The following is a 16,705-nucleotide window of genomic DNA, read 5'->3' on the forward strand; positions in this document are numbered from 1 at the left end:
AAGCCATCCATACTAATTGTTCCGCCGTCTATTGTTGAGCCATATATTCCTGTCCCATCAGATCTTTTATAATAAGTTTCATATTTTTCATTTTCCAATGCATTTATTGTAATTGTTCCGCCATATATTTTTTGACGGCTTAAAGCATTTTTGTTTGTAATATTAAATGTTCCGCCATATATTGTATTGTTATATGTTCCGCCGGAATTTCCTTCTATCGTAAATAAGCCTTCATAGATTATACTGCCTTGTATTCCTACACCTTTATTATTTTTACTGATTACTGTCGGCACGCCAATACCGCTTCCTTCAGGGGTACCGAATTTTACAGAGGCAATTCCAACACCGTTATTGTTAAAAACTTCTACATAAGCATCATCTTTTATTTTGCCACCAATCATACCATACATACTTGGTGTACCACTATTTTTATAAACGGTATAATATTGATAACCAAGATCTTTTGTATCAAAACCGCAATTATATATTCTTAGTGTTCCGCCGGAAATTGAAGGAGAACCTGAAATTCCCCAAACACCGATTGTCGAAATTTCCACATAACTGTTTTCAATTGTTAATGTCCTTCCACTACCTACACATATTCCATCTGCCCAAGTAGCTGAAAAAGTTATCTCTCTATCAACATCAATTTTAGTGGTATTTGGTATACCGCCTTCCCAATAATATACTTTTTTTGCAATTGTATCATAATATATCGGATAGTCTAGTTTTGTGCCATCGTTCTTATAGTATAAATATCCTACACTTGTTAAAGAACTCATCCTAACGGTTGAACCAGATATGTTACCATCTCCTATAGTATATATATTTATTCCGCATCTAGATTGTTTTATTTCGACATTACTATCTGTAATGCTAAAATTTTTATATATTGCCGATGCTGTATAATCGTTTGTAACTAAAACATTTGCACCGTCTTTAATTGTTCCATTTGATATTTGTTCACATTCATGATCCCCTCCGGAAATAATTCCCGAAATTGTTCCGTCTCCAATTCCAGCATAGACATTTGTTATTGTTAAAACAAGTAATAATAATGATGTATAAACGAAAACTTTTGAAAATGACAAAAATTCACAAATCAAATTAACGGGCGAAAGAATTTTGTTTAAAAATCGTTTCATAAACCCTCCTATATAACAAATACTATAATTTAATTATACCTTATTCTTTTTATTTTGTCACCTTGTTGTAAAATTTGTATTTTATAAAAGCATAAGGGCTATAAATATAAACTGTATTTTCAAAGGAACAAAAAACAAATCAATATTGTATTAGCAAACATATAATTTAAGGAATTTTTATTTTTTTAATGAAGCAACGGCCATTGCACAAATACCTTCAGCCCGTCCGATAAAGCCCATACCTTCGTTAGTCGTTGCCTTTATTGAAACAAACTCTTTTTTTATTTTTAAAGTATCCGATAAAATTTTTTTCATATCATCTATATAAGGATATATTTTAGGTTTTTCGGCAACTACGGTCATATCAACATTTACTATTTTATATTTTTTGTTTTTCAATTTTTTAACCACAATTTTTAACAATTCAACACTTGATATATTTTTATATTTCATATCGGTATTCGGAAAAAAATGTCCGATATCTTTTTGTCCGGCAGCACCGAGCAATGCATCCATCAAAGCATGAATCAAAACATCTGCATCACTATGTCCGTCCAAACCGTTTTTATCCGAAATCTTAACTCCGCCTAAAAATAATTTTCTGTTTTTTTTAAATTTGTGAACATCATAACCGAAACCTACGAACATTTTAATTCCTCTTTTTCAATATTAATTCCGCTAACTTAAAATCCATCGGATGTGTTACTTTAAAATTTTCATAACCCGCATCAACCAACATAACTTTTTCCCCTGATTTTTCTACAAGCTGCGAATCATCCGTAATTGTTTTAGGTATTTTTTTAGAATAAACTTTTTTTAATATTTTTGTTTTAAATATCTGCGGTGTTTGTGCCTGCCATACGGTATTTCTGTCTGTTGATTTAATTATTTTTTTCCCGTCCTTGGAAATTTTTATACTGTCTTTTGCAACGGATGCGGCAATTGCGGCACCGTATCGAACGGCAACCGTTAAAACTTTTTTAATTATTTCACTTGTAATAAGCGGTCTTGCTCCATCGTGAATTGCAACAAAATCAATATTATCTTTGACATATTCCAAGCCGTTTTTAACGGAGTCGTATCTTTCTTTTCCTCCGCAAACAATATCAAGTCCGTATATTTTTTTATATTTTTGCATAAATTTAATTTTATCTTCCGGAACGACAAGAATAATTTGTTTACATTCTTTTAATTTTTTAAAAGCGATAACACTCCATAAAAACATTTGTTTTTTATTTAAAAGCAAAAACTGTTTCGGCTGCTTTGCGCCGAATCTTTTACCGCTTCCGCCCGCAACTATAACTGCTGAAAAATTCATTTCGTTTCCTTAAAATTAAATTTTTGCAAATATCATTTTACTGTTTGATGTGTGCATTATTGAAGTTATTCTTACAGGCAGTTCTTTACCTATAAATTTTCTTGCGTCTTCAACAACCACCGTAGTTCCGTCATCCAAAAGCCCTATTGCCTGATTTCGTTCCTTACCTTCTTTTGAAATTAAAATTGAAATTGTATGCCCGGGTAAAATTATCGGTTTTAAACTGTTATATAAATCGTTTAAATTAACAAAATTTAATGCCCTTATTACGGACATTCTGTTTATTTCAAAGTCGTCGGTAATAATAATTAATTCGTTATCCTTGGCATATTTTAAAAGTTTAAATTTATAGTCGGTTAATTTTTTATAATCTTTTTTTACCGTTGTTACCTTTTTATTACTTATAAGTTTATTTATTAATTTATTATTACCTTTTATTCTTTCAACTTCTTTTTGAATAAAAGAAGGCAATATATATTCATCAAAAAGATTTGTTTTGATAAAATCGATAATTCGTGAATCAAGAACGGCGGTTACATCAAGCACCGCAACCGTTTTATTTTTATGTTTTCTCAAAAATATTATAAAAATTAAATTTAACAAAAGTAAAACAGTAATTATAAAAGTAAGCAATTTATTCTCCCGTAAACAATTTTTTAACCGCATTTATTTTAGGGCTTTTTAAAGTCCATAATTTAAAAGCATCCGCCCCCTGCCTTATTAACATTCCTTCACCCGAAAAATATTTTAATTTATTCTTTAAAGCAAACTTTTTAAAAGGGGTTTGTTTATTATAAATCAAATCATAAAAAACAATGTTTTTATTATATTTATTAATAGCAAAAGGAAGAATGTCCGTAGGTTTCATACCGCACGTTGAAGTATTTATGAAACTGTCAACATTAACAAGAAAATCATCTTTTATTTCTTCAATTTTAACCGGAACAATATTCATATACAATTTTGATAATTGTTTTACTTTTTTATATGTTCTTGAACACAGAAATATTTTTTTTACACCTATATTATTTAAAGCATATAAAACCGCTTTACATGCACCGCCGGCACCTAAAACAAAAACCTTTTTATTTTTTAAATTTATTTTATTGGCTTTTAAATCGTTTATAAAACCGCTCCAGTCGGTATTATATCCGATAAGTTTACCCGCTTTATTGACTATTGTATTTACACTTCCTATTTTTTTTGCGGCAAAATCAATAACATCCAAATATTTCATAACTTCTATTTTATAAGGAACGGTAACATTTGCCCCTATCATACCAAGTTCCCTTACTGAATCAACGGCTTTTTTCAATTGATTTTTTTCAAAAGCAAAAGCAAGATAAACGGCATTTATTTTACAATCACAAAGCCACTTATTTTGCATTATCGGAGATAATGAATGTTTTATCGGATTGCCGAAAATTGAAATAAGTTTTGTATTTGAATCTATCATATTTTATTATTCAAAATATATTTTGCAGTGTTACAAATATATTCCGCTCCCATAACCAAAGCTTTCTCATCAATATCAAAGCATTCGTGATGCCACGGGAAAGACGTTGCTTTATTTGATGCGGAACCTACATAAACAAAAGCACCCTTAACTTCCTTTAAATATTCCGCAAAATCTTCTCCGCCCATAGACGGATTTTTAAGCATAACAATTTTATTTTTATTCTCAAAAAATTCATTTGCAGATCTGACACACATATCAACCATACTGTCATCATTTATCAACGGAGTATTCAACGATTCATATTTCATTGTATAAGACATTTTATAACTTTTTACTATACCTTCAAGACGGTCGGTTATTTCCTTTTTTACAAGTTCTCTGGTAGCAACGTTAAAAGTTCTAACCGTTCCGATTATTGTAATTTTATCGGCAATGATGTTATATTGTTTTCCTGCTTCAATTTTACCTACGGTAACAACAACAGGTTCTACCGGATTTATAATTCTTGACGGTATTGTTTGCAAAGACATTATAAACTGACTACCCGCAACTATGGGATCTTTTGATAAATGAGGATACGCACCGTGTCCGAGTAATCCTTTAATTTCTATTGTAAATTTATCTACACCCGCCATCATTGCGCCGTATTTCAAACCGATACAACCGGTTTTAATCCAAGGGCTTACATGGACACCTAAAATAAAATCAACTTTATTTTTTGATAAAGCTCCGCTTTTTATCATATTTTTTGCGCCTGTAGATTTTTCTTCATCCGGTTGAAACATAAATTGTATTTTGCCTGAAAAATTTTCCGTTTGTTTTGCCAAAAGCATTGCCGCACCGAGCATAATTGTTGTATTGCAATCATGTCCGCACGCATGCATAACACCTTTATTTTTAGATTTATAACTTACATTATTTTTTTCAATAATCGGAAGAGCATCCAAATCGGCTCTTAATGCCAATGTTTTTAATTTTGAAGAAGTTTTTCTCTTACCTTCCAAAATACCGATAATACCTGTTTTACAAATTCTGTATGTTTTTATTTTATTTTCTTTTAAAATTTTTTCAACAAGTGCGGAAGTTTTAATTTCCCGGTTACTTAATTCCGGATTTTGATGAATTGTTCTTCTTATACTTTGTAAAGTTTTAAATAAATTCATTTTATGCTCCTAAATGCTTTCGGTAAATTTTCAATTATATCACTTGCCGTCATTGAAACCTGTGTTTTATTTTTAGCTGCAAAGTCTCCCGCAAGTCCGTGAATATAAACCGCCGTTGCGGTTTTTAGTAACAAATCATTATTTTCATTACATATAACCGAAGCTATAATTCCGGATAAAACATCACCGCTTCCGGCTGTTGCCATACCGGGGTTACCCGTATTATTGATATAAACTTTTTCCCCGTCACTGACAACTGTTTTATGTCCTTTTAATACACAAATTATATCATTATTTTTTGCAAAAGTTTCTGCTATTTTTTTTCTTCCTGCAGATGTATTATCGTATTTCATACCGGAAATTCTTTCAAATTCTTTGGGATGCGGTGTAATTATTATTTTAGCTTTTGAATTTATAAAATCTTTAACCGTTGAATTTTGTTGTTGATTTGAAAAAGAATTTATTCCGTCGGCATCTATTACAACATATATTTCAAAATTTTTAATTATTGATTTTATTAAATTCTTAAGGAATAAACTTTGTCCGCAACCGCAACCTATAACAACGGATGTTATTTTCCTTTTATCTATAAAATTAATTACTTGCGTTTTTGCAGCTTCAGTAAGTTTTTTATTTTTTTCTTTTAAAGGAAGTAACATAATTTCAGGTTTTATATTTTGTATAACTGCAGGATATATTGATTCCGGAAAGGCAAAAGTTACAAGTCCCGCACCGGAACGGATAGCGGCATTTGAACACAACACACCCGCACCGGGCATATTGTAAGAGCTTGCCACAACCAATACGTGTCCGAAATTGTTTTTATAACTGTTTTTTTTTCTTTTGAACAATTTATTGAAATTCATTTTCTCTTCAAATCATTCAATCTTCTAATCTTCAACTATAGCAACGGCAGCTACAACTGTTTTTGTATGAGAAAAAGATATTTGTATTTTTGATTTTTTTTTATTATTTATTAAAACTACGGGTTTTCCGCTGTTTAAATTTTTAAAAGAAACGGATGTTATTTGTATTTTGGAATTACTTAATGCTTTCCAAACGGCTTCTTTACCGCAAAAGCGAACAGCAAAATGTTCGGCAGAATTTTTTTTTGACAAGCAATAATTTATTTCTTCCGGAGAAAAAACTCTTGATAAAAAAGCCCTGTTTTTAATAAGTGCTTTAAATCTTTTAACTTCCTCTATATCTATACCTATTTTCATAATAAAAAATTTACTCTGTAAATTTTTCTTTTAAAACATTAAGTTTTTCAACTATAAGCTTGTTGTGGCATCGGCACATCTTTTGCATAAACCGTTTTCTATATGGTCTATATGTCTCCAACATCTTTGACATTTTTCAAAACCGGATTTACCCGCAACAACTGAAATTTCTTCGGCATTGTTCGATTTTTCAAGTTTTATATCCCAACTTCCGAATACAATATTTATCAAATCGATATCATTTAATGCTTGCGCAAAATTTGAACCGTATTTAATTGTTAAACTTGCTTCTAAGTTTGAACCGATAATTTTTTCTTTTCTTAACTTTTCCGTTTCTGCCAAAACCTGTTGTTTTATTCGAACAAGTGTTTCCCACTTTGCAAGAACATCTTTTTCCAATTTATATTCTTCATTTGATTTAGGGAAATCTACCAATGTTACAAATTCAGGCAAATCTTGTTTTATTTTCTTTATTTCTTTCCATGCTTCATGCATTGTAAATGTCAATATAGGCGACATTATTTCAACCAAAGCCGTAACAATTTCAAGCATTGCAGATTGTGCGCTTCTTCTTGCTTTACTGTTTACTTTATCACAATATAAAATATCTTTCAGTGCATCAAGATAAAACCCGCTTAAAAATACCGTGCAGAAATCGTTTATAACTTTAACGGTTTTATGAAATTCATAATTTTCAAAACCGGCTTCTGCCTGTTTTACCACTTCGTTTAATGTCCATAAAGCATATTTATCTATTTCGTTCATATCAGCAAATTTTACTATATCTTCTTTTTTCATATCACTGATATTTCCGAGCATAAACCTGATTGTATTTCTTATTTTCCTGTATGTATCGGTATGTCCTTTTATAATTTCATCCGATATTCTGACATCTTCTCTGTAATCACACGATGCAACCCATAACCTTAAAATATCTGCACCGTATTTATTTATTATCTGTAAAGGGTCAAGCCCGTTACCTAACGATTTTGACATTTTTCTGCCTTGACCGTCTACCAAAAACCCGTGAGTAAGAACGGTTTTATAAGGAGCCGTTCCTTTTATTGCAACCGCAGGAAGCAACGAACTTTGGAACCATCCTCTGTGCTGATCGCTTCCTTCAAGATATAAATCCGCCGGAAATTCCAATCCGTCATAATTTCCGCTTGACAGAACGGCTTCACTTGATACTCCAGAATCAAACCATACATCAAGAATATCTTCTTCTTTTTTAAATTCCGTTTTTCCGCATTTAGGACATTGAACATCAAAACTTTTTAACCAATCCTCAGCGGATTTTTCATACCAAATTCCCGCACCGTGAACTTTAAATTCTTCAACAACTTTATCTATAATTTTTTTATCCAATATCGGTTCACCGCATTCTTTACAATAGAATATCGGTAACGGAACTCCCCACAATCTCTGCCGGCTTAAACACCAATCAGGTCTTGTTTGTATCATTCCGGTAATTCTTGACTCGCCATATTTTGGAACCCAATTAACATTTTTAATTTCTTTAAGAAGGTTATTCCTTAAATCATGCAAATCTACACCCATAAACCATTGAGGAGTTGCCCTAAATATTACGGGTTTTTTACATCTCCAGCAATGAGGATAAGAATGATTTATTTTTATACTTGCAAGAAGAGTTCCTTCTTTGGTAAGTTTTTCAATTATTAAAGGATTTGCTTTAAAAACATTTATCCCTTCAAATTCGGGAACTTCTTTTGTAAATTGTCCTCTGTCATTTAAAGGTGAAATAATATCAAGTTTGTATGCAAGCCCCGCCTGATAGTCTTCCTGTCCGTGCCCGGGAGCAATATGTACTATACCGCTTCCGTCTTCCATACTGACATAATCAGCCAAAATACCGAGAGATTTTCTGTCAACTATCGGATTTTGACATTTTATATATTCCAAATTTTTTCCGTCAATTTCCGCTTTTATCGTAAAACTTTCCGCTTTTATTTTTGTTTTTACATTCTCCGCCAAGTCTTTAGCAACTATTATTTTTTCAACTTTACCGTTTAACATATACTCACAAGCAACATATTTTGCTATAGGCGAAAAAGCAAGTGCCACATTGGACGGCAATGTCCAAGGTGTTGTTGTCCATATCAATACGGAATAATCTTTCAATAAATTTTGTTTATCTTTTAATGTATCGCTCAATTCAACAATTTTGAATTTTACAAATATTGAATCCGACGAAACATCTGCATATTCAACTTCTGCATCTGCAAGTGCCGTTTCACATGATGAACACCAATAAACAGGTTTCTTTTTTCTGAATAAATAATTTTTTTCTACAAGCTCGCCGAAAACTTTAACTATAGAAGCTTCATATTTGTAATCAAGTGTAAGGTAAGGTTTTTCCCAATCGGCAAAAACTCCCAATCTTTTAAAACCTTCTCTCTGTATTGAAACAAATCTTTTTGCAAAGTCACTTGCCTGTTTTCTGAAAACTTTTTTATCTACTTTATGTTTATCTGTTTTTAATTCTTTTAAACATTGTGTTTCTATGGGCAGTCCGTGGCAATCCCAACCCGGAGTGTAAGGAGTATCAAAGCCCTTCATATTTTTATATTTTAAAATAAAATCTTTTAATATTTTGTTTAAAGCATGCCCGCTGTGCATATTACCGTTAGCATAAGGAGGACCGTCGTGAAGAATAAATTTTTTCTTCCCTTGGTTTTTTGCTCTCATTTTTTCATAAATTTTAGCATCATATAATTCTTTCAAAAAATCAGGTTCTCTTTGTGCTAAATTTGCTTTCATTTGAAAATCTGTTTTAGGTAAATTAACGGTTTTTGAATAATCTTTTTTTTCGTTTTCCATTTTATATTAACCCTTATTTATAATGTAAAATGTATAATGTAGAATTTATAATATGAATGTCTTTTGTAAAATTTTACTTTGTAAATTTTTGATTGATTATCAAATTTTTTGCAAAACAAAAAAATACATTAATTATAAATTCTACATTATAAATTATAAATTGTTTTCTACGGTATTGTATCCAAAACTTCTTCCAATTCTTCTTCCGTTCTTCCGGTAATTTCTATGGTTTTTTCTCTTCCTCTTTCACCTTTTCTTAAAAGAATATTACTTCTTCTGACATCAAAAAAGTCAGATAAATAATCACATAATTCTTCATTTGCTTTTCCTTCAACGGCAGGGGCTGCTATTTTAACTCTTAATATTGAGCCGATTCTGCTTACGACCTCATTTCTTTTTGAGTTTGGAATAACTCTAACTTTAATAATCATTGTTCATCCTCTTTTACAATAATATATATAACTTAAAGTTCTTCAGCTCTTTTTCTTGCTTTATCTATAGCTGAAAAAACAATTTGTCTGAAATTATTTTTTTCAAAATCTTCTATGGCTTTTTCGGTTGTTCCGCCGGGAGATGTAACATGTTTTCTTAAAACAACATCATCCAATCCGCTTTCTTTTAACATTTTACCCGCACCGTATATTGTTTGATATACCAACTCTTTAGCCACATCCGAAGGAATTCCGAATTTTTCCGCAACATCTCTCATAATTTCGGATAAATAAAAAACATAAGCAGGTCCGGAACCGGAAACAGCCGTAATTGCATTTATTATTTTTTCTTTAACTATTTCCACACGACCTACTACCGAAAATAAATCCGCAATATCGGAAACATTTTCCGCGCTTGCCTTGCTTCCGCCGCAAACGGCAATTGCACCTTGCCCTACAAGTGCCGGAGTATTGGGCATAACCCTTATTATTATATTATCCGGCAAATATTTTGCTATAGTATTTGTAGTAACACCGGCAACAACCGATACTATAATTTTTGCTTTTGCAATATCTTTTGAATATTCTTCCAAAATATTCGGTAAATGTTGAGGTTTTACGGCCAAAAATACAATTTCGGCATTTTCAAGTATTTGGGTTTTATCCTGCATTGTATTTACGGCATATTTTTTTGAAATAATATTTAATCTGTCGGAGGATATATCATTACAAAAAATATTTGTTCTTGCAATAATATCATTTCTTATAAAACCTGCAACTATGGCTTCTGCCATATTTCCCGAACCTATAAAAACAACTTTTTTATCATAAAACTTTCTGTTTATCATAATTTCTCTCCCCGAATATGGCAGAACCTATTCTAACCATATTTGAACCTTCTTGTATTGCTATTTCAAAATCATCCGACATTCCCATAGACAAAATTTTGAAATTTTTATTGTTTGTTTTTTGTTTAATATCGGAATAAACTTTACGGGCTAACTTAAAATACGGCCTTACCTGTTCTTTGTCGTCAAAAAAAGGAGCTATTGTCATAATACCGCATATTAAAATATTAGGACAATTATTAAGGCAATAATCGTAAATTTCTTCTAATTGTTGAATTGATACTCCGGATTTTGTTGTTTCCTGCGATACTTTCAATTCTATTAGACATTTTTGAACTTTATTTATATCTTTTGCATGCCTGTTTATATGTTTGGCAAGTTCAACCGAATCCAAAGACTGAATTAAATCAAAATTTAAAACGGCTTTTTTGGCTTTGTTTGACTGCAAATGACCTATAAAATGTTTATTTACGTTTGCTAATAAATTTTTTTTACAAAGAACATCCAATTTAGGCAACGCCTCTTGTATTTTACTTTCTGCAATATCGGTTATATTGCACTTCAAAGCTTTTTCCATATCTTCAACGGGAAAAGTTTTGGTAACGGCAACAAGAGTTATTTCTTTGCCTTTCGCCACTGACAAAATTCTATTTCTGATATTTTCTATATTTGTATATACTTTTTCCACAATTTATCTTTTTATTATAGCATATTTTGGTAAAAATATGAAGGTTTTTCAGATTGCGCTGATATCCACAATTATAATTTGGACGGAATCTCTGTTTAATTCTATATTAAACAGAACATTAAATTTTCTTTTGTATTGCATTAAATCTCTGTATTTTGCACCGTTCCAAAACAAAGCATTTACAAAACTTCCGTTTTGGCATACTTTTAATTTCAGGTGTTCTTCAGTTTGTCCTATAACATTAACTTCGGTAAATTCAACATCCCTTATTAAAAATATCGGTGTAGGGTTTGCTGCACCGAAAGGTTCAAGCAGCATTAAATCGTCATAAGTTTTTCTGTTTATTTTTGAAATTTTAAGTTCACAATCAATATTTATTTTTTTTGCAAGCATTTCTTTTGAAAGGTTTTCTTCGGCTATTTTTTTAAGCCGGTTTCTAAACTCTTCAACTTTTGATATTTCTATGGTAAAACCTGCCGCTTGTGAATGCCCGCCGTATTTTAGCAATAAATCTTTAGTTTGCTCCAAAGCCGCAACTATATCAAAACCTTCAACCGAACGACATGCCCCTACTGCAGTTGTTCCGTCGGATATCAAAAGGACAGTCGGTTTGGAATATTGTTTTACAAATTGTGAAGCAATAATACCTGTAACTCCGTGTGCAATACCTTCTGCCAAAACTACAAATATTTTATCGGTATCCGGATTACATTGTTTTTTAAAGAAATACTGAAATTTGTGTGCATTATCAAGCTGAAGCTGTTTCCTTTCAACGTTAAGTTGTTTTAATTGAATAAAAAAATCATTGGCTTTATATTTATCGTCCGCCAACAAAAGTTCTGCCGATACATTTGCTTTTGCCATTCTTCCTGCGGCATTTAAAACCGGTGTAATATTCCATGCAATTGTTTTGGTTGATATTTTAGGATGTCCTTTTATATATTCATCTATAATTTTGGATAAGCCGTATCTTTTATCACGGTTTTTATTTAAAATGTTTAAACCTTCTTTAACAAAAATTCTGTTTTCTTCAAGTAAAGGAACTATATCGGCTATTGTTCCCAGTGCAACCAAATCTGCGGTTTCATCAAAAAAAGCCAACATTCTTCTGTCTTTTAATTTTTGTTCTTTAATATATTGTTTTAAAATCAATTCGGCTTTTTCTTTTAAATTTAAAGAGCCGTTTTCAATTTTAATTTCTTCAACATTTTCAAAATTTTCAAACAATGTTTTATCATCTGTAACAATTTTATATGTTGATAAATGTTTGCTTATATCTTCAAAACCGTTTACCGAAATTTCTTTTTCTTCTGCAATGATATTATTTTTCGTATTGATTATAACGGCATTATAACCTGTTCCGTTTTTTTGAACACAAACAAAAGAAACGGTTTGGTCAAAATCTTTCCCGTAAGAAAGCATTAAGCCCTGTGAAACTTTAAAAGATACTCCGCAACCTGCCAAACTTTTATTAGGATAATTGCATGTTGTTTTTTTGGGGTCTATTATTGCATAAGCATTAGGTAATACGGGAGGAACTTCATGATGGTCGGTAACTATAACCTGCATACCTAAAGAATTTGCATAATCAACTTCTTCCGTTGAAGATATTCCGCAATCAACGGTGATAACGAGGGTTGTATTTAAAGCTTTATATTTATCAAGAATTTCATTCGATAAGCCATACCCTTCGTTAGAAGGAATATACCAATAAACATTACCGCCTAAAGTTTTAATTGTATTAAACAAAATAACAAGGGATGTTATACCGTCAACATCTCTGTCCGCATAAATAAGTATTGTTTCCCTGTTTTCAACAGCCCGTTTTATTCTTACAACGGCTTTATACATATCATCAAATAAAAAAGGATTAAGTAAATCATTTTTATCCGATGATATAAAAGAACTGATGGAAGCGGTATCGGCAAATCCCCTGCTCATCAAAATTTTTAATACTACTTCCGGTAAATTTAAGTTTTGTAATAAATAATTAAACTGTTGTTTATCAGGTTCTTGAATTATCCACCTGTTCTGTTGCAATTTTTCCTCATTTTATTTTTATATTATTATATCTTTTATTAATTTTATTTTTTTTGGTTTAATTGTGCAAATTTTAAAAGCTTCTTTAACGGCATTTGCAATCGGTTCTACAGCAGCTTTATTGTAAAACAGTTTTGCAACAATATCACCTTTTTTAACAACATCGCCTGTTTTTTTATAAATTGTTATACCTGCAGTCCAATCAATTTTATCTTCGGTTTTAAGCCGTCCGGCTCCCAACATACAAGAGCAAATACCTAACTGTCTTGTTTGTATACAACCTATATAACCTGTTTTTTGTGCTTTTATTATATATTCGTTTTTTGCTTTTCCGAGCAGAGAATAATTATCCGCAACTTTAGCATTTCCCCCTTGGTACTCTATCATCTTTATAAATTTTTCAAGTGCATACCCGGAAGAAATTGCTTTTTGTGCAACAGCCCTTGCTTGCTTTATATCTTTTGCTTTTTTTGTTTGCATAATTGTAAGTGCGGAAAGTTCAATACATAAATCGTAAAAATCATTTTTTATATTATTTTTTAATACTTCTATTGTTTGTATAACTTCCAATGAATTTCCTATTTGGTTACCTAAAGGGCTGTCCATATCGGAAATTACCGCCGTCATATTTCTGCCGAATTTTTTACCTGTTTCAACCATCTTTTTTGCAAGGATTTTTGCTTTTTTATAATCGCTCATAAAGGCACCGTCACCCGTTTTTACATCAAGCAAAATATTTTTAGCGCCTTCCGCAATTTTTTTTGACATAATGCTTGAACATATTAAAGGAATTGATTCAACCGTAGCGGTAACATCCCTCAATGCATACATTTTTTTATCTACAGGTGCAATTTCTTTTGTTTGCCCTATCATTGCAAATTTATTCTTTTTTAATATTTTTATAAATTGTTTTATATTAAGGTTTACATTAAAGCCCGGTATTGCTTCAAGTTTATCCAAAGTTCCGCCGGTATGTCCCAAAGCTCTTCCGCTCATCATGGGAACATAAATATCGCAAGCTGCAAGAACAGGTGCTATTACAAGTGAGGTTCCGTCGCCCACACCGCCGGTTGAATGCTTGTCTGCGGTAGGTCCGTCAAGAAAAGATAAGTCCAAAACTTTACCGGAATTTGTCATCGCTTGGGTAAGGTAAAAAGTTTCATTATCGTTTAAGCCGGAAAAATAAACAGCCATTAAAAAAGCAGATACTTGATATTCCGGAATTTTTGCTTTATTGTAGCCGTCAATAACGAAAGAAATTTCTTCCTTTGTTAATTTTTCCCCGTTTCTTTTTTTATAAATTATGTCGTAAATTCTCATTTTATTTTTACCGTTAATTCCGATATTATTTTTTCCAACGAAATACCTGCTTTTTTACCTAAAGCCAAAACTTCGCCGTGTGATAATTGTTTTTTTGAAATACCTGCCGCTTTATTTGATACATAAGTTAAAGCAACCGTTTTTATGCCCTCTTGCGAGGCGGTAATTGATTCCGGAACCAAAGACATTCCTACAACATCACCGCCCAATTTTTTAAATGCTTTAACTTCAGCAGGTGTTTCATAAGAAGGGCCCGTAACAGCAAAATAAACACCTTCGTGAATTTTTATTTTATTTTTAACTGAAATTTGTTTAACAGTTTTTCTTAAAGCTTTATCATAAATATTTGAAGAGTCCGGAAACCTGTTACCGAATATATTGTAATGTTTGCCTGTTAAAGGATTTCCCAAAAAATTTATGTGGTCTTTTATAACAACAATATCCCCGACATCATAACGGTTGTTTAATGCCCCTACCGCACATGTTATTATTAAATTTTCAATTCCCAAAATTTTCATAAGGCGAACAGGGTAAATTATATCATGCAGGCAATAACCTTCATAATAATGCAGCCGTCCGCTCATTAACATAATGTCGGTTGAATTTAATTTTCCGAATACCAACTGTCCGTTATGTCCTTCAACCGTTGATTGTTTAAAATACGGTATTTTCCCGTAAGGTATGCTTATTGAATTTGTTATTTCGTTTTGGATATTACTTAAACCCGAACCTAAAATTACGGCAATTTTAGGTTTTGTTTTTATTTTTTTATCTATGAAATTTTTAGTTTTTTGAAGTTGTTTTAATAACATAAGTTTCCAGAATATATTTTTTATTATTTCTTTTTTTGTTCTTTTATAACTTTATTTAACATTTCTATTGCATATAAAGGAATATCGTATAAGTCATCCGTTTTTTTATAATTTGCCAATGATGTTCTTATTGATATTTCCGGTTTAAATTGTTCTCTGTAAAATTTTAAACTTTTTGCTTTTAAATTCAGTCCTGCTTTTGCCTCTAACGGAATTATATTGTCGTCTGTTTGTATAATAAAATCAACTTCAGATGTAGAATTTTCATTTGCCCAATAAAAAATATCCATATCTTCATTGTTTAATGTTTTTAATTGCTGTAAAACATATTGTTCGGTTAATGCGCCTTTAAATTCCGTAAATATTGAAGTATTTTTTAAAAGAATCTGTACGCTAAGTTTTGTTAGTGCCGATAACAAACCTATATCACAAACAAGAAGTTTAAAATTTGAAATATTTTCATAAGCTTTTAACGGCATAGCCGGCTTTGAAATTGCATTTACTTTATATATTAATCCGCAATCCTTTAACCATGCCATTGCATTTTCGTATTCTCTGGCTCGTGCACCTTCTTTGATATAATTATAAACAAATTTTTTATGTTCTTTTGCTAACTGATTAGGAATGTTTTCCCATAGAAGTTTTAATTTCGGGAATGTTATTTTCGGAACATGTTTTGAAAAATCTCTTTCATAGTTGCTTATTATTTGCTTTTGAATTTTTCTAACATTTAAAATATTTTTTGTTTCCGCATAATCATTAACAACTTCCGGCATTCCTCCGATATAAAAATAATATTTTAACAATTCATTAATTTTGTTTTCAAAAGAAGATAATAAACTATAATCTTGTTCCTTTATAACATTACATAATTTTTCTTGTCCCAATGCATCTAAAAATTCATAAAAACTTAACGGATAAATATATAATATTTCTACTTTGCCGACAGGAAAAGATACTCCGGAATGTAAATATATTCCTAACAAACTTCCTGCACAAATTATATTATATTGCGGAACATCTTCATAAAAGTATTTAAGTGCCGTTAACGCTTTTGAACATTCTTGTATTTCATCTAAAATAATTAAAGTATCTTCGGCAACTATATTATATTCAAATTTTATTTCCAAATCTCTTATTATTCTTTTTACATTCAAATCTTTTGAAAAAAATTCCGCAACATCTTTATCTTTTTCAAAGTTTATATAAATAACTTTTTTAAATTCCGTTTTGCCGAATTCTTTCATAAGCCAGGTTTTACCGACCTGCCTTGCTCCTTGTAAAATAAGCGGTTTATGTTTTTTTCTGTTTTTCCATTCTATAAGTTTGGATATTGCATATCTTTTCATATAAAACCTTTCAAAAAAAGTAATATTTTTTACAATTTTATAAAATTTTAATATTGTCGTCAATGGTC

16 protein-coding genes are annotated in these 16,705 nt (G+C 31.0%); all 16 read right to left on the reverse strand.

Translation table 11 applies throughout. The features are described from left to right. Positions 1-1,145: hypothetical protein (locus tag ACMUOV_RS04130; protein ID WP_413853850.1), on the reverse strand; the 1,145-nt coding region annotated here is incomplete at its 3' end. Positions 1,146-1,322: 177 nt separating this feature from the next. Beyond that, positions 1,323-1,793 (reverse strand): 2-C-methyl-D-erythritol 2,4-cyclodiphosphate synthase, encoded by a 471-nt coding sequence (ispF, locus tag ACMUOV_RS04135; RefSeq protein ID WP_413853851.1) that lies wholly within the window; start codon positions 1,791-1,793, stop codon positions 1,323-1,325. A gap of 1 nt (position 1,794) precedes the next feature. Next, on the reverse strand, positions 1,795-2,463 hold the full coding sequence (gene ispD, locus ACMUOV_RS04140; RefSeq protein WP_413853852.1) for a 2-C-methyl-D-erythritol 4-phosphate cytidylyltransferase: 669 nt from the start codon (positions 2,461-2,463) through the stop codon (positions 1,795-1,797). 15 nt (positions 2,464-2,478) lie between these two features. Next, positions 2,479-3,096 (reverse strand): TRAM domain-containing protein, encoded by a 618-nt coding sequence (locus ACMUOV_RS04145; protein ID WP_413853853.1) that lies wholly within the window; start codon positions 3,094-3,096, stop codon positions 2,479-2,481. A 1-nt stretch (position 3,097) separates the two neighbouring features. Beyond that, a complete protein-coding gene (gene aroE, locus ACMUOV_RS04150) occupies positions 3,098-3,919 on the reverse strand; it encodes a shikimate dehydrogenase (protein ID WP_413853854.1) in 822 nt (273 codons plus the stop codon). After that, positions 3,916-5,085 (reverse strand): M20 metallopeptidase family protein, encoded by a 1,170-nt coding sequence (locus tag ACMUOV_RS04155; RefSeq protein WP_413853855.1) that lies wholly within the window; start codon positions 5,083-5,085, stop codon positions 3,916-3,918. Before ACMUOV_RS04155 ends, aroE begins: the two co-directional genes overlap by 4 nt. After that, positions 5,082-5,951 (reverse strand): NAD(P)H-hydrate dehydratase, encoded by an 870-nt coding sequence (locus tag ACMUOV_RS04160; RefSeq protein ID WP_413853856.1) that lies wholly within the window; start codon positions 5,949-5,951, stop codon positions 5,082-5,084. The genes ACMUOV_RS04155 and ACMUOV_RS04160 overlap by 4 nt, the downstream gene beginning before the upstream one ends. A 24-nt stretch (positions 5,952-5,975) precedes the next feature. After that, positions 5,976-6,308, reverse strand: coding sequence for a holo-ACP synthase (locus ACMUOV_RS04165; protein WP_413853857.1), 333 nt, complete (start codon positions 6,306-6,308; stop codon positions 5,976-5,978). A 51-nt stretch (positions 6,309-6,359) separates the two neighbouring features. Next, on the reverse strand, positions 6,360-9,149 hold the full coding sequence (ileS, locus tag ACMUOV_RS04170) for an isoleucine--tRNA ligase (protein ID WP_413853858.1): 2,790 nt from the start codon (positions 9,147-9,149) through the stop codon (positions 6,360-6,362). Positions 9,150-9,316: 167 nt separating this feature from the next. Next, the gene (locus ACMUOV_RS04175) at positions 9,317-9,580 is read right to left on the reverse strand and encodes a DUF167 domain-containing protein (RefSeq protein ID WP_413853859.1); all 264 of its coding nucleotides are present in this window, start codon (positions 9,578-9,580) and stop codon (positions 9,317-9,319) included. 32 nt (positions 9,581-9,612) lie between these two features. Then, positions 9,613-10,428 (reverse strand): pyrroline-5-carboxylate reductase, encoded by an 816-nt coding sequence (proC, locus tag ACMUOV_RS04180; RefSeq protein WP_413853860.1) that lies wholly within the window; start codon positions 10,426-10,428, stop codon positions 9,613-9,615. Then, positions 10,406-11,116 carry a YggS family pyridoxal phosphate-dependent enzyme gene (locus tag ACMUOV_RS04185; RefSeq protein ID WP_413853861.1) on the reverse strand — a complete coding sequence of 237 codons (711 nt, stop codon included), beginning with the start codon at positions 11,114-11,116 and terminating at the stop codon, positions 10,406-10,408. Before ACMUOV_RS04185 ends, proC begins: the two co-directional genes overlap by 23 nt. Positions 11,117-11,164: 48 nt before the next feature. Beyond that, positions 11,165-13,156 (reverse strand): single-stranded-DNA-specific exonuclease RecJ, encoded by a 1,992-nt coding sequence (recJ, locus tag ACMUOV_RS04190; protein ID WP_413853862.1) that lies wholly within the window; start codon positions 13,154-13,156, stop codon positions 11,165-11,167. Positions 13,157-13,174: 18 nt separating this feature from the next. Continuing rightward, positions 13,175-14,476 carry a thymidine phosphorylase gene (locus ACMUOV_RS04195; RefSeq protein ID WP_413853863.1) on the reverse strand — a complete coding sequence of 434 codons (1,302 nt, stop codon included), beginning with the start codon at positions 14,474-14,476 and terminating at the stop codon, positions 13,175-13,177. Continuing rightward, positions 14,473-15,288: a purine-nucleoside phosphorylase gene (locus ACMUOV_RS04200; protein ID WP_413853864.1), complete on the reverse strand. Its 816-nt coding sequence runs from the start codon at positions 15,286-15,288 to the stop codon at positions 14,473-14,475. Before ACMUOV_RS04200 ends, ACMUOV_RS04195 begins: the two co-directional genes overlap by 4 nt. Before the next feature lie 23 nt (positions 15,289-15,311). Further along, positions 15,312-16,637 (reverse strand): ATP-binding protein, encoded by a 1,326-nt coding sequence (locus ACMUOV_RS04205; protein WP_413853865.1) that lies wholly within the window; start codon positions 16,635-16,637, stop codon positions 15,312-15,314. Between the last annotated feature and the right edge of the window lie 68 nt (positions 16,638-16,705).

The organism is Candidatus Ruminimicrobium bovinum (genome assembly GCF_902760015.1).
GTDB lineage: Bacteria > Elusimicrobiota > Endomicrobiia > Endomicrobiales > Endomicrobiaceae > Ruminimicrobium > Ruminimicrobium bovinum.

Bases quoted from the DNA above. Each gene is read 5' to 3' on its own strand.
- ispF (WP_413853851.1), bottom strand. From the start codon at position 1,793: ATGTTCGTAGGTTTCGGTTATGATGTTCACAAATTTAAAAAAAACAGA.
- ispD (WP_413853852.1), bottom strand. From the start codon at position 2,463: ATGAATTTTTCAGCAGTTATAGTTGCGGGCGGAAGCGGTAAAAGATTC.
- aroE (WP_413853854.1), bottom strand. From the start codon at position 3,919: ATGATAGATTCAAATACAAAACTTATTTCAATTTTCGGCAATCCGATA.
- ACMUOV_RS04155 (WP_413853855.1), bottom strand. From the start codon at position 5,085: ATGAATTTATTTAAAACTTTACAAAGTATAAGAAGAACAATTCATCAA.
- ACMUOV_RS04160 (WP_413853856.1), bottom strand. From the start codon at position 5,951: ATGAATTTCAATAAATTGTTCAAAAGAAAAAAAAACAGTTATAAAAAC.
- ACMUOV_RS04165 (WP_413853857.1), bottom strand. From the start codon at position 6,308: ATGAAAATAGGTATAGATATAGAGGAAGTTAAAAGATTTAAAGCACTT.
- ileS (WP_413853858.1), bottom strand. From the start codon at position 9,149: ATGGAAAACGAAAAAAAAGATTATTCAAAAACCGTTAATTTACCTAAA.
- ACMUOV_RS04175 (WP_413853859.1), bottom strand. From the start codon at position 9,580: ATGATTATTAAAGTTAGAGTTATTCCAAACTCAAAAAGAAATGAGGTC.
- proC (WP_413853860.1), bottom strand. From the start codon at position 10,428: ATGATAAACAGAAAGTTTTATGATAAAAAAGTTGTTTTTATAGGTTCG.
- ACMUOV_RS04195 (WP_413853863.1), bottom strand. From the start codon at position 14,476: ATGAGAATTTACGACATAATTTATAAAAAAAGAAACGGGGAAAAATTA.
- ACMUOV_RS04200 (WP_413853864.1), bottom strand. From the start codon at position 15,288: ATGTTATTAAAACAACTTCAAAAAACTAAAAATTTCATAGATAAAAAA.
- ACMUOV_RS04205 (WP_413853865.1), bottom strand. From the start codon at position 16,637: ATGAAAAGATATGCAATATCCAAACTTATAGAATGGAAAAACAGAAAA.